Genomic DNA, 15,850 nt, shown 5'->3' on the forward strand with positions numbered 1-15,850 from the left:
CTGCTTTGATTATTCAGCGTCATCTTCCTTTTCCTCTTCGCCTAAGCCTCTTCTCGCCATTTCAAGCTCCAGCTCTTCTCTTAGTTCGAAGATTCTTGCCTGCCGTTTCTTCATGCTTCTAGTGTAGAATGCCAGCACAATCAGTGCGAGCAGCATCAGTAAGAAGTGAAGGATGCAGCAAACGTGGTCATCGAGGTTCTGTTTCGCTAATGGTGTTTCCTCGTCCTGGATTGGTGTTAAATCATAGTCGCCTTCATCGTTTTCTGTTAGTTCAGCGTCAATCGGTGCTGCAGGTGTCGGTGTCGGCGGTATAATTGCCGTTGGTGTGGTTGGCGTTACCGCTGCCGGTGTTACTGGCGTTACTGGTGCTGCCGGAGTCGTCGGTGTTACCGGCGGTACGATTGGTACGATGACTGGATTCGCTGTGTAGGTTACTGTTACCTCTACATCCGCTGCCGGCATGCCGTCCGCGCCACTGTTTACGGTTGCGTAATTCGGTGTGTAGCCTGTGACTGCCGGTGACTCGATGGAGAATGCTGCACCCACCTCGTATTCGCCGGTATAATCCGGTGCTACCGCTGTTCCGGCTGCATCTACATAATGAATGGTCAGTCTGTAGATATTTACAACCGGTGTTTCCTCTGTCTCGTCTTCACGTGGAGTCTCACCCGTTTCATCTGTTCTTACACTTGCGATGTTGCTGATGGATGCTCCTGCATCTTCTCTGACGATCAGGTATTCACAGTTCAGTACTATTGTCTCACCGATGCCAATTTCATTAATTATTGCTTTGTTTCCTTCAACGGTGTAGTCTCCTGCATTTGTAAATGTTACGCTGCCGGATGCTCCCTGAAGGTTATCACTTACAACTACGTTGTGCAGTGTCACATTTCCGGTGTTGCTTACCGCGATCTGGTACTGGATTGTATCGCCAACCCTGTATTCATCCTGCGGTTCCACTACGGACTTATTCACTGTATATGCCGCATCTGCCGGCTCTGTCAGAGTTACGACTTCATCGCTTCCCTTAGGCCCTTCCGGATCATCAGTGGATGCTGCTGCCGTATTAACTACCTGGCCGTTTCTGATATCTGCTTCTGTTACGGTATATTCGTATGTGAATTCTCTGCTCTCTCCCGGTGCAAGGCTTGTGATAATATTCTCTGTAATACTTACCAGACTATCCTCAACCCTGATATTTTCAACCGGTATGTTGCCGTCGTTCGTTACGGTGATTCTGTAACTGATCGTCTCACCGAGTGCGTATGCCTCACCGTCAGCCGGTGTGCTTGTAACTTCCTTAACTACTGCTACACTTGGATTCGGATCTACTGTCGGGTCTTCTTTCTCTCCCGGGTCTACTCCTGGGTCTGGTTTATCCGGATCCGGAGTCTCTCCGCCGGCTGTTGCCACGTTGAGAACTGAGCCATTCAGGATATCCGCTGATGTTACTGTGTGCTCTGCGGTAAATGTTTCGCTGCTTGCTCCAGGTGCAAGTGAATCTATGGTCCACTCATCTCCGGTCAGTTCATCTCTTACCACTACATTCGTTAATGTCAGGTTACCGTCATTTGTTGCCACAATACTGTAGGTGATGGTTTCGCCAAGGGCGTAAGTCTCACCGTTGGCCGGTGTACTCGTTGTCTCCTTGGAAATGCTCAGGTGCGGGGTGGAGCTCTCTGTTACAATTGTCTCCGTACCTTCTCCTGTTACTTCGCTTCCGTCAGGAGCCGTACCGCCTGCCGCAGCAACGTTGACTACCTGGCCTGCCAGAATGTCAGCTTCTGTTACAACATAGTCTGTTGTAAACTCCTGCGTACCATTTGGCTCAAGGCTGTCAATTGTCCACTGCCCGCCTGTCAGATCATCATTTACTGTAATGCCGCTGATTGTTACATTACCATTGTTTACAACTTTGATTGTGTAAGGTACTGTATCGCCAAGGCTGAATCCGCCTTCCGGACCTGCAGCTGCTGTCTTTTCTACAAACAGGCTTGGCTGCGGAGTCACTGTTGGATCTTCCTTCTCGCCCGGATCTACTCCCGGATCCGGTTTTTCCGGATCTGGACTGTCTCCCTTAGCGGTTGCTACGTTGAGTACCGTTCCGTTCAGGATATCCTGCTCTGTTACTTTGTATTCTGCGGTAAATACTTCGCTGCTTTCTCCCGGTTTCAGGGAATCAATCGTCCACTCGTCTCCGGTCAGGTCGTCTGTTACCACTACATTTTCCAGTGTCAGGTTTCCGTCATTTGCTGCCACAATCTTGTAAGTGATTGTTTCTCCAAGAGCGTATGCCGCTCCGTTTTCTGGTGTACTTGTTGTTTCTTTAGTTACGGTCAGATGTCCGTTCGGATTGTCAGTCGGATCCTCTGTCTCTCCCGGGTCTACTCCTGGGTCCGGTTTGTTCGGATCCGGACTTTCGCCTGCTGCGGTTGCTTCATTTACTACAGAACCTTTCAGAATATCCTTCTGTGTTACCTTGTGGCTCGCGTTAAATGCTTCGCTGCTCTCACCAGGTTTCAGTGAGTCGATGGTCCACTCGTCTCCGGTCAGTTCATCGGTTACTACTACATTTTTCAGCGTCAGATTTCCATCGTTTGTCACGACAACCTTGTAGGAAATCGTCTCACCCAGAACATAAGACTCTCCGTTCGCAGGTGCACTCGTTGTCTCTTTGACAACGGTCAGATGCGGATTAGAAATCTCTGTTTCTACGGTCTCCGTATCTTCCTTGCTTACCTTTTCTCCTTCAGGATCTGTACCCTCTGCAGTTGCCACATTGACTACCTTGCCAGCCATAACATCTGCTTCGGTAACGGTATACTCAGCCTGATACTCCTCGTATGCACCAGGTTCAAGCTGGTCGATGGTCCATTCGTTTCCTGTAAGATCGTCGGTTACTGTAATATCTGTTACGGTCACATTCCCATTGTTAACCACCTTAATCATATAAGGAATGGTATCGCCAAGGCCATACGCACCGCTCTCTTTTACAGCCGCTGCCTTTTCTACAAACAGGCTCGGCTGCTGTGATGCTGTTGGATCTTCTTTTTCGCCTGGGTCTACTCCCGGGTCCGGATTTTCCGGATCAGGACTTTCGCCGGCGGCTGTTGCTACATTAAGTACCCTGCCGTTGAGGATATCCTGCTCTGTTACTTTGTAGCTTGCAGTGAATACTTCGCTGCTCTGTCCCGGTGCAAGTGTTCCAACTGTCCACTCATCTCCGGTCAGTTCGTCTGTTACTACTACATGATTCAGAGTCAGATTTCCGTCATTCGCTGCGATAATCTTGTAAGTAATCGTCTCGCCAAGATCATATGCTGCTCCATTTGCCGGTGTACTTGTCGTTTCTTTTGATACGGTCAGATGGCCTGCCGGATCTACTGTCGGGTCTTCTGTTTCGCCAGGTACGACTCCCGGATCCGGATTCTCCGGATCTGGACTCTCTGCGGACGCTGCGGCTTCATTCAATACAGATCCTTTCAGAATATCCTTCTCTGTTACCTTATGCCTTGCGGTAAATGCTTCACTGCTCTGTCCCGGTACAAGTGTATCAATTGTCCACTCATCTCCGGTCAGTTCATCTGTAATTACAATGTTCTTCAGCGTCAGGTTTCCGTCGTTGACTGCCGTAATCTTATAAGTGATGGTTTCGCCAAGAGCATATGCTTCTCCGTTAGCCGGCTTGCTTGTTGTCTCTTTTGAAACGCTCAGATGCGGATTAGAGTTTTCTGTCACCGTTGTCTCCGTATCTTCTTTTCCTACTTTACTTTCGTCAGGAGCTGTTCCTTCGGCTGCCGCTACATTAACAACCTTGCCTGCCATGATGTCTTTTTCTGTTACAACATACTCTGTAGAATATGATTTCTCAGCATTAGGTTCAAGGCTGCCAATTGTCCACTGATTTCCTGTCAGATCATCTGTTACTGTAATATCGCTTATGGTAACATTTCCATTGTTCACAACCTTAATGGTATAAGGAATGGTATCGCCGAGGGCATATCCGCCATTTGGTGCAGGTGCCGCTGTTTTTTCTACAAACAGGCTCGGCTGCTGGGTCTCTGTCGGATCTTCCTTTTCACCAGGATCTACTCCCGGATCCGGTTTATCAGGATCTGGGCTTTCCCCCTTCGCTGTTGCTACATTGAGTACGCTTCCTTTGAGAATATCCTGCTCTGTTACTTTGTATTCTGCGGTAAATGCTTCACTGCTTTCTCCCGGTTTCAGGGCCTCAATTGTCCACTTGTCTCCGGTCAGCTCATCCGTTACCACTACATTTTTCAGGGTCAGGTTTCCGTCATTGGTTGCTGTAACCTTGTAAGTGATTGTTTCTCCAAGAGCATATGCTGCTCCGTTTTCTGGTGTACTTGTTGTTTCTTTAGTTACGGTCAGGTGGCCGTTCGGATCTACTGTCGGATCCTCTGTCTCACCAGGTTCTACTCCCGGGTCCGGTTTATCAGGATCCGGGCTCTTGCCCGCTGCTGTCGCTTCGTTTACTACGGAACCGTTCAGAATATCTTTCTGCGTTACTTTGTGGCTCGCTGTAAATGCTTCGCTGCTCTGTCCTGGCGCAAGTGAATCTATGGTCCACTCGTCTCCGGTCAGTTCATCTGTTACAACTACATTCTTCAGCGTCAGGTTACCGTCATTGACTGCTGTGATCTTATAGGTGATCGTTTCGCCAAGAGCGTATGCTTCCCCGTTTGCCGGTGTACTTGTTGTTTCTTTTGTTACGGTCAGATGGCCGTTCGGATGATCTGTCGGGTCTTCGGTATTGCCAGGTACGATCTCCGGATTTGGATTCTCAGGATCTGTACTCTTTCCTGCTGCCGTAGCTTCATTAAGCACTGTGCCCTTCAGGATGTCTTCCTCTGTTACGGTGTATTCAGCTTTGAAAGCTTCGCTGCTCTGTCCCGGCTGCAGTGTTCCTGCTGTCCATTCATCGCCGGTCAGCTCATCTGTTACTACCACGTTGTTCAGCGTCAGATTTCCGTCGTTGACTGCCACAACCTTGTAAATGATTGTTTCGCCAAGGGCGTATGTTTTGCCGTTTGCGGGCTTGCTTGTTGTTTCCTTTGTTACGGTCAGATGGCCGGCTGGATCTTCAAATTTGTCAACCGTGTCGTCCTTCTCGTAATCTTTGTTTTCGTCTGAGAACTTCGCTGTAACGGTATTTGTAAAGCTTCCGTTCAGGATGTCTTCTTCTGTTACTGTGTAGGTGGCAGTCGTTGTTACTACTTCACCTGGCGCTACATCTTCGAATACGTCATTGCCGGTGATGGTTACGCCATCCTGCTCTATGATGGTAATTGTCTTGGCTTCATCATAGATGTTCTTGACTGAGATATCGAATGTTACGGTATCTCCCAGCTTATAGGTCTTATTATCATCATGTGTCTTGGTGACTACGTCATCAACATCTACTGATTGATCCGTTACAGTCAATTTGCCTTTTGCATAGGAAATGGCGTAGTTCGGTGTTACATCATCTCTGCCCAGAAGCGTAACAATTTCGGCATCCTTAACGATATTGTCACTTGTGCCTACGTATGTCTGACTGCCTTCCACATTTGCCGTGTAAGTATGCAGTGGTAATAACTGTCCAAGTCCGGCTGTACTGACTGCCTTAACCAGTGCTGTTCCGTCATAGGTCTTATCAGCGCTTGCCGCCGTAATCAGAATCGGACGTTTTTGAACATCCAATACTCCAATTTGGGACTCTGCTGCGTTAACAATATAGTTGCTCTGTTTTGCGGTTCCGTCCCAAACGATCTCATAGGTATTATCGCTTGTTCCGGCATTTGTCTGGCTTCCGGTTAATTTTAATGTTGCTGTTTCTTCATTTATCAGGCCGTTGATTGTACCGCCGGCTGTCAAAGGCTTCGCATCATATACCTTTTCTGCGCCGTCTGTAACAACTATCAGTTCCGCCGGAGCCACTGCGATTGTGTCTGTAACGATTATAATGTTCAGCTTATCCGTTACATCCTCACCCTGTGCGTTTCTGATTACCAGTGTATCGCAAGTTGCTGTTACTGTTCCGTCCTCTACGTCAGTTACTGCTGCGCTGGATTCGGCTGTCTCTAATGTATAGCCGTCCGGCAGGTCAGATACGGATACAGTTGCTTTGTGAGGCGAGCCTGTATAGGTGAAGGTGCCGCCTGTCACTGTTACTACGATTTGTTCTGCGTTTTCTTTTACAATCAGTTTTTCTACAGTTTCATTGATTTTGTAATTCTTTTCTTTGGCCGTGCCATTCCAGTTGATCACGTAGGTGTTATCGCTTACTCCGACCTCTGTCTGGCTTCCGGTTACCTGGAAGTCTGCGGTTTCGTTGTTTACAAATCCTTCAATTGTTCCTCCGGCTGTAAGCGGCTCTCCGTTGTATACTCTCTCCGCGCGTTCTGTCTTAACGGTCAGCACTGCCGGTTCTACGATGATCTCACCATCCACATAGCTGATATTCAGTCTCGAAGTTACATCGACTCCCTGCTTATTTCTAATGATGAGAGTATCGCATGTTGCTGAAACCGGGCTATCCGTTACATCTGTAACGCTTGCACTGGATTCGGCCTTTTCTAATTCGTATCCGTCAGGAAGATCGGATACGGTTACATCTGCCGTGTGTTCGGTTCCTGTATAGGTGAAGGTTCCGCCTTGGGTGGTTACTACGATCTCTGCTTTATTTTCTGTTACAGTCAGTTCTCCAACGGATTCGTCGATCTCATAGTTTTTGGCCTTTGCGGTTTTATCCCACTCAATATGATAGGTATTCGGACTATAACCAACTTCTGTCTGGCTTCCGGTTACGGTAAAGGTTGCGGTCTCGCCCTCAACAAATCCGTCAATACTTCCGCCTGCTGTCAACGGTGTTCCGTTATATACCTTATTTGCAGTCTGCGTAACCACCGTCAATTTTGCCGGGGTTACTGTAATAGAGCCATTTTCATAGCGGATTTTCAGACGTTCTGTTACATCTTCACCCTGCGCATTTCTGATAATCAGCGTGTCGCAAGACGCGGTTACTGCTTCTGACGTTACATCTGTTGCGCTTGCACTGGACTCTGCCTTTTCAAGCTCATAGCCATCCGGCAAGTCGGATACGGAAACTGTTGCTCCGTGGGCTTTACCGGTATAAGGGAAGCTTCCGCCTGTTGTTGTGACTACGATCTCTTCTTTGTATTCACTTACTGTCAGTAATCCGATATCTTCTTTGATCTCGTAGTTGTCTTTTTTGGCAGTATCGTTCCAATTAATTTCATAAGTATTCAGGCTATGTCCGACTTTCGTCTGACTTCCGGTTACCTGGAAGTCTGCGGTTTCATCATTTACAAATCCTTCAATACTTCCCTCTGCCGTCAGCGGCTGGCCGTTATAAACGCCATTGGCTGATTCTGTCTTCACTGTCAGTTTGGCCGGAGTAACCTTGATATCATCATTGACATACTGAATCTTCAGCTGTTTGGTTACATCCTCTCCCTGCTTATTTCTGATGACCAGCTTATCACAGGTGGCTGTTACTGTACCGTCCGCAACATCTGTTACGCTTGCGCTGGATTCGGCTGTTTCTAATGTATAGCCTTGCGGCAGATCAGATACTGTGACAGTTGCTTTGTGAGGCTTACCTGTATAAGTAAAGCTGCCTCCCGTAGTTGTGACTACGATGCTGTCTTCATACTCTTTTACTAACAGTGTTCCCAGTTCTTTCTCGATGGTATAGTTGCTTTCTTTTGCCGTTTTATTCCAGATGATCTCAAAGCTGTTCAGACTGTCTCCGACTGCCGTCTGGCTTCCTGTCACGCGGAACTCTGCGGTCTCATTATTTACAAATCCATCAATCTTCCCCGGTGCTGTCAGCGGCTCACCATCGTAAACCTTCTCCTTACCCTCAGTTACTACTGTCAGTGTTGCCGGCACGACTGTAATCTCACCGTCAATATATGTGATATTCAGATTCTTTGTAACATCATCCCCGCTTGCATTTCTGATGACTAATTTGTCACAGCCTGCCTTTACAGGTTCTTCGGTAACATCTGTTACTGCTGCATCAGATACGGCTGATTCTAATTCATAGCCGGTCGGAAGTTCTGATACTTCTACGGTTGCTCCATGTGGTGTTCCGGTGTAGGTATAGATATCACCTTTTGTCGTTACTACGATCTCGGCAGTATTTTCGTATACCTCCAGCAATCCCAGGAACTCCTCAATCTTGTAGTTATCCTTATCTGCAGTTCCGTCCCATATGATCTCGTAAGTATTATCGCTGTATCCTACTTTCGTCTGTGATCCGGTTGTTTTTAATGTTGCTGTTTCACCTTCGACAAAGCCTGTAATCATTCCTTCTGCTGTCAGCGGCGTGCCGTCATAAGGCTTATCAGCATTGTTTGTAACCACTTTCAGCGTTGCAGGTTCTACATTGATTTCACCGTCTACAAGTTTAATGTTCAGTTTATCGGTGACATCCTCTCCCTCTGCATTATAGATAACCAGTTTATCACAAGTTGCTGTTACAGCTTCTTTTGTTACATTCGTTGCACTTGCACTGGATTCGGCTGTTACTACTCTATACCCCTTTGGCAGATTGGAAACAGTAACTTCTGCACCATGCGGTTCACCTGTATAAGTGAAATCGCCGCCGGCTGTAGTTACTAAAATCTCTGCTGTCGACTCTTCAACAATCAATTTCCCGATCGTGTCCTGAATCTCGTAGTTGCTCTCTTTAGCCGTTCCGTTCCATTCAATCTTATAGGTGTTATCGCTCTTGCCCACCTTCGTCTGACTTCCGGTTACACTCAACTTAGCTGTCTCATTGTTTACCAGACCGGTCATCTCTCCATCTGCTGTCAGTGGTGTTCCGTCATACTCTTTGGATGCACCTTGTGTCACAACCCTCAAAACTGCAGGTTTTACGGTTATCTTGTCATTGATATACTTGATATTCAGCTTTTCTGTTACATCTTTGCCTTCTGCATTATGAATAACTAGAGTATCACAGTTCGCCTCTACTGCCTCTGTTGTAACATCTTTGGCACTATCATTGGATTCCGCGGTTATCAGTTTGTAACCCTCAGGAAGTGTCGATACTGATACCATTGCTTTATGAGGAGTTCCTGTATAAGTGAAGTCTCCTCCTGTGGTTGTTACCACAATCTCAGCAGTGCTCTCTTCAATGGTCAGTTCCCCAATAGTGTCTTTGATTACATAGTTGCTTTCTTTAGCGGAACCATTCCATACCAGCTCATAGGTATTCTTGCTTGTTCCTACTTCAGTACGGCTTCCAATTACGGTAAAGGTTGCGTCCTCATCGTGAACAAAACCAGTAATACTTCCGTTTGCCGTCAGTGGTTTGCCATTATACTCCCTTTTTGCAGATTCCGTTACAATTGTCAGAGTTGCCGGTTCTACTGTAATTTGTCCGTCCACATATTTAATATTCAGACTGGATGTTACATCTTCTCCCTCTGCATTTCTGATAACCAAATTGTTACAGGTTGCCGTAACCGGTTCTGCAGTTACATCTGTAACTGCTGCATTGGATTCTGCGGTTTCCAGAGTATAACCCTCCGGCAGATCAGATACGATTACCTCTGCACCATGTGGTTCCCCTGAATATGTGTAGGTTCCACCTGTTGTTGTTACTACAATTTCTTCTTTGGATTCGGATACTGTCAGCTGGCCGATGCTCTCATGGATTGCATAATCTGTTTCGACTGCTGTCCCGCTCCATTCTAGTTCGTACTCGTTATCACTGGTACCTACTTTTGTCTGGCTTCCGGTTACTTTAAATCCGACTGTTTCATCGTTTACAAGACCTTTGATTTCACCGTCTCCTATAAGAGCTGTTCCGTCGTATACCTTCTGATCAGTAAAGGTTACTATATCCAATGTTGCAGGGGTAATGACAATCGTGTCGTTTACATATTTAATTACCAAATTGCCCGTTACATCTTCTCCGTCATCGTTCTTAATAACCAGTTTGTCACAGCCTGCCTCTACGGCTCCGTCTGCGACATGGGTTGCTGTCGCATAGGATACTGCTTCCTCTAAATGATATCCCTTCGGCAGATCGGATACGGTTACCTCGGCCCCAAATGGTTTGCCTGTATATTCGTGGGTACCACCCTTTGTAGTTACAACGATTTCCTCGGCATACTCTTTCACATACAGGAATTTAAGTGTTTCTACAACTACATAGTTACTCTCTTTCGCATTACCGTTCCACTCAATCTTATATGTGTTTTTACTGTGCCCTACCTTTGTCTGTGATCCGGTTACTTTGAAGTCCGCTGTCTCTCCTTTGACAAAGCCTTCAATCTTCCCGTCTCCCAATAGGGCTGTACCGTCGTATACTTTCTCCGCCTCATAGGTGTGTACATACAGTGTTGCAGGATTTACGGTAATCGTGCCGTCCACGTATTCGATGTTAAGATCCTTCGTTACATCTTCTCCTGCGGCATTTACGATAATCAGTTCATCGCATGTAACCTCAACCGGATCCGTTGTGACGTCTTTTACGCTTGTGTTGGATACTGCTTTCTTCACTTCGTAACCTTTTGGCAGTGGTGTAGATACCGTGACCTCCGCACCATGTTTGGTTCCATCGTAAGTGTATGTGTCTCCCTTTGTTGTGACTGTGATCTTCTGTGTATTATGAACAACTTCCAATTTACCAAGCGTCTCAGAGATTACATAGTTATCAATCAGCGCTGTCGCTCCCTCCCACTTAATCTCATAGGTGTTCGGAATTATGTCTACATCTGTCAACTGACCGGTTACTATAAATTCTGCTTCCTCACCATTTACAAAACCGGATATACTACCGGTTCCAACTAAAGGTTCACCGTCATAAACCTTCCAGCCGTTATTGGTCTGTACTGTCAGCGTTGCCGGGGTGATCTTAACATAGGATTCCATGATGGAAGAATATTCATCCCCATTTTTCACCCTTACGTATACCGGATAGCTTGTAACCTCTCCCTTGTCATCTTTTACAACATCTTTATAGAGAAGTTCTTCAGAATCGAAGTTTTCTCCGTCTGTGGAATATTCAATCATATCTCCCTCAACGGTTCCGGTTACTGTAACTCCGTGGCTTTCACCATCGTATATCTCATGATATGGCGCAACGGAAATCGTTCTGAAGTCTCTGCTCCAGCTTCCGGTGATTTCCACATCCTCGTCCGGCATTGCAAAATCGCTCTTATTCCATCCGCTGAATATATAATCCGGCGCTGTTGCCGCGTCCGTCACTTTCACTTGTTCGCCATATTTGTATGTTTCTGCTGAAGGCAGCGCCGTTGCTCCTGTAGGAACCTTGCCTTCATAATTATAGGTTACCGTATGGCTGTTGCGGGTATAGAACAATTTCAATACAAGCTTGCCGTCTCCGGTGATCGTTCCTGTCTGAACTGTGCCTTCCACGCTGCCGTCAAAAGTAAAGCCCTTATAGGTATTCGGCTTTGCGGTAGCAGTAGCCCCTGTAATTCCGGTCCATTCTTTTGCTTCTTCCCGGGTATAGCTGTTGCCGTCCAGATCCTGCAGATAATGCTCTACCGTATAAATTGTATCGTTTCTTGCAGTAAAATGTCCCTTGATCTCTACGTTCTTATCCGGCATAGTGAAGCCTTCTGTCAGGCTCCATCCGCTGAAATCATATCCTGGCGCTGAGGCCGGTCCTGCAATATTGACAACTTCGCCAAACTTATAGTCTCTTGAAGCAGGAAGGTCACTTGCGCCATCCGGAACTACCCCCTCATAGCCGTATGTTACAGCATGTATATTACGGTTATAGTAAAGTCTTAACTCAAGCGTTCCATCTGCTTCGATTATACCAGTCACTTTGGTTCCTGCTACTTCCGGATCCCACGTAAAGCCCGGATAGCTTTTTGCAATTGCTAGTGCTTCTTCGTCTGTAACTCCGGTCAAATTCTCTGTATCAGCTACTTCATATTTGCCTTCAAGTTTTTCTTTATAATGAATCACAGTGTATTTCGTATCGGTGTCAGCAGTAAAGTAGCCATGAATATAAACCGGTCCAGCCGGCATTATGAACTCAGCCTCTTTATCCCAGCCACGGAAAGTATACCCAGGCGCTGTTGCCGCCTCTGCGGTCTTAACGGTAGCTCCGTATTTGTAAGATGCCTTTGCCGGCAGTTCGCTTGCGCCGTCCGGGACTTTATATACATAGGAATATTCTACAGGGTAGCTGTTCCTTGTATAGTATAATCTCAACTCAAGCTTGCCGTCGCCTCTTACTGTGCCTTTTTCAACTGTGCCATCTACGGTGTTGTCAAATGTAAAGCCGGTATAGCTCTTAGGCTCTGCAGTTACTTCGACGCCTGTTGTTCCTGTCAGGTTCTCTGTCTCATGCAAAGTATATTCATCATTGTCAATGTTCTGCCAATAGTGCTGTACGATATATTCTGTATTTGTATTTGCAGTGAACGAACCCTGGATTAAAACATCCTCTGCCGGCATTGTAAATGTGCCGTTTTTGTTCCATCCGCTGAATGTGTAGCCCGGTGCTGAAGCAGCCTCTGCTACGGTTACCTGAGCGCCGAATTTATAAGTCGCTTCTTCCGGAAGTGCTGTTGCTCCCTCAGGAACAGTACCGGTATATTCGTAAGTTACCTTATACTGGTTCCTGTCATAGAAGAGCTTCAATATAAGACTGCCGTCTGCAGCAATTGTTCCCTCTGCTACTGTATCCGCTGCATCTTTATTCAGTTTAAACCCGGTGTAGGACTTCTCTTCCGCTGCTGCTATTGTTCCCGTGGTTCCGGTTTTTCTTACCGTCTCTACCCTCGTATAGTCATCGTTGTTCACATTCTGCTGATAGTACTCTATCTGATATGGCGTCCCTGTTCCAGCAGTATAATAGAACACGATTTCCTTATTATACTCATCTAATCTGAATGTTTGTGTCTTATCGCCAACGAGGTCATAACCCTGAATCGTTTTTGCTGTCTCTGTTATTACCTTATTAAATTCCTGGTTATCGACCGTCTTATCAGGTGCAAGGCTGTTTTCTGTGTCCTGCAGATAATAGTGCACTGTATAACTTACATCTTTGTTTGCAGTATAATAGAACGCAATTTCCTTATCATATGCATCTAACTTAATTGTCTTTTCTGTAGGAGCCACTGCGGTATAACCAGTAATGTTTACCGCATTCTCCGTTACTTCTGAATCAAAGGTCTGCCCGTCAACTACTTTGTCATCTCTCACCTTAACCGCAGACCCTTGCAGATAGTAATGTACGGTATAACCCACATCGGATTTTGGCGCCCATTTTGCTTTGAGAATTACACTGGATGCCGGCATCGTAAATGTCTGCCCCTGTGTATATACGTCCCCGTCATATTCCCAGCCTTCAAATGTATAACCGTTCTTTTCCGGTGTTCCGCGCTTAATAGTAACTTGATTCCCGCTCAAATAGGATGCCGCATCTGTAGGAACCGTCCCTCCCGTATTGCCGTTACCGTCATAAGTAACTTTGAACGTATTCTTTGGCACATATTTCGCGTAGAAATTCACAGCGGAATTAACAGTGTATGGAAAAACTACCTTCTCGCCTGTTAAACCTGCATTTGTATACCAGCCGTCAAACGTATATACATTCCCGTAAGCGTCCTTCTTGGTAGCAGGATAATTACCTGACTTTGGACTTGTCGTTTCTCCAATATATACCATGGAACTTTCAACAGGTGTGAATCCGGTTGAATTATAATCCCAAAGGTGATAGGTTGCACTTGCCTTTTCTTTTGTAGTAATAGAAACTGTCATGTCTACATGATAACAAGCTCTTCCCCCATCATGGCCTGTGCCATTCTCATCCACCCAACCCATCGGGTAGGTGATTTTATAAGGGCTATATTCAATGGCAACTGCACTTACATCTACACCATAAAGAGCTGCAATCCTTGATTTGATCGTTGCTTCATTCGGATAAGAAAGTATACGGTCCGCAATATTTAAAGCAAACTGACCTTTTCCCGCCTGAAGGTTTAGTCCTGCAGTATCAATTGAACCTGTTCCAACATAAAGCCATGCATCATCTTTTAAATTTCCCGGATCCTGTTCCGGCCGCTGAATATAAAAATATGCGGTCTGAGAGCTTACTGCCCGGCCAACCTGTATGGTAAACTCATCTTTCACTCCACTACCATCGGCTGCAGTAGCGGTGATCTTAGCCGTACCAACATTGACCCCCGTCACCCTGCCTGAACTATTAACAGTGGCAACACCCGTATTCGAAGACTTCCATGTCACGTTTTTATTTGCTGCATCATTGGGACGTACCGTTGCAGTTAAGGTGGTGCTCTCGCCAACGTTAACAGTATTGTTGCCGCTTATTGTAATAGATGTAACCTTCACATTATTCTGCGTTACCTCTACATAAAACTTCTCGTAGCTGCTATTGTTATAGGTGATGGTTGCCTTTCCTACACCTTTTGCCGTTATTTGGGCATACCGTCCATTATTGCCGGATAACTTTGTTACAGCTGCTACTGCTGTATTGCTGCTATTCCAGCTTTTGTTTTTTGAACTAGAACTTGTATATACCTCGACAGACTCTCCTACTTTCAGCTCATACCGATAATATTCGTACCGACCTGCGTCTGTGTATCCGCCGACAACATAGATTGAAAATGCTTCTGCAGCAAATTCAGCCCCTGTAGAAGCGGCCTCTGCAACCTTCTCCACATTCTCTGCCTCATCCACATGGTAAACAGCAATCTCGTCACCCGCAACGCTTGCTCCCGTGATTGAAACATTTACAATGCCGCCGTCCGCCGGCTGTATCTCGTTGCCGTCTGCATCCTGGAATATAATATCGACCGCCTGCGCAGATACTACTTTCTGGTTATCATCCAATGCTTCCTCCAGCAGGCTCTCTGCTTTGCTGTCCGAAACACTCGTGACCTTCATGGTGGTTCCCGCCGGGAATACCCCCTCGTCTACCGTTGCCGTAACGTTCAGTCCGTTAGATGCACTGCCTTCGAAGTTTGCTGCCGGCATCTCTGTATGCTCAGCATCTTCATTATTAGCTTCACCAGCCGTATTTTCCGTTTCCTCTTTCTTATCTTCCGAAGGAGTTGGCTCTTCTTTATTCTGAGAAACTTCCTTATATAATATATTTATTTCCTTGTTCTCAGAAACGGACATCTGATAAGTAAAGATATTTCCTTCTGCAGATACAGGAGCGATCTCTGCCCCGTTCTGATCCGTAACTTTTTCAATAGAATACTTTTCATCTACCGTAATCTCGAAATTTAACAGAGCGCCCTCTGTTATTTCCTCTGTATATTTCTCTTCTCCATCATATGTAGCGTCTTTCTTATCGCTTCCATCTTCCCAGACTTTTAGGGAACCGCCCTCAACCGCAGGCTTATGAAACACAACACTAAACTTCTGTGGCGTTGGTTCTTCCTGCATATCTCCGGTCTGTTCCTGTTCGCCGCCTTGTTCTGGGGTGACTTCTTCCTTCTCTTTCTGCTCCGGATTCTGCGCTTCCTGATCCGAAGTTCCCTGATCTCCCTGTGGTTTTTCCAGTTCGATCACTTGCTTCGACTCGGTCTCACCAGTTTCCTGGGTCCCTGCATCCGAGTCAGGCGCCGCCGCATCCGCGCTGCCCGTTCCCTCATCCCCGGTCTGAGGCTCGCTCTGCTGGTCACTCTGCTCCACATTCTCCGGATCACCGGTGGCTTTGAGAGACGTCCCGGATGAATACACGGCACTTGTCGCTACCATCGCAACCGCTAAGAGAAGAGCAAGCCAGCGTTTAAAATTCTTCTTCATAATCTTTCTCCTTCCTCTTTAAATCTCCAATCATCTATATGCCAAAATC

At 46.4% G+C, this 15,850-nt stretch carries 1 protein-coding gene; it reads right to left on the reverse strand.

Translation table 11 applies throughout. The features are described 5' to 3' along the window. Positions 1–9 precede the first annotated feature (9 nt). Positions 10–15,801, reverse strand: a complete 15,792-nt coding sequence (locus GKG43_RS00340; protein ID WP_129878293.1) for an InlB B-repeat-containing protein — start codon at positions 15,799–15,801, stop codon at positions 10–12. Between the last annotated feature and the right edge of the window lie 49 nt (positions 15,802–15,850).

The organism is Eubacterium sp. BIOML-A2 (assembly GCF_009680135.1).
GTDB lineage: Bacteria > Bacillota > Clostridia > Lachnospirales > Lachnospiraceae > Faecalicatena > Faecalicatena contortus_B.

What these genes read in the sequence shown, in the direction of transcription:
- GKG43_RS00340 (WP_129878293.1), bottom strand. Translation starts at nt 15,801, where the DNA reads ATGAAGAAGAATTTTAAACGCTGGCTTGCTCTTCTCTTAGCGGTTGCG.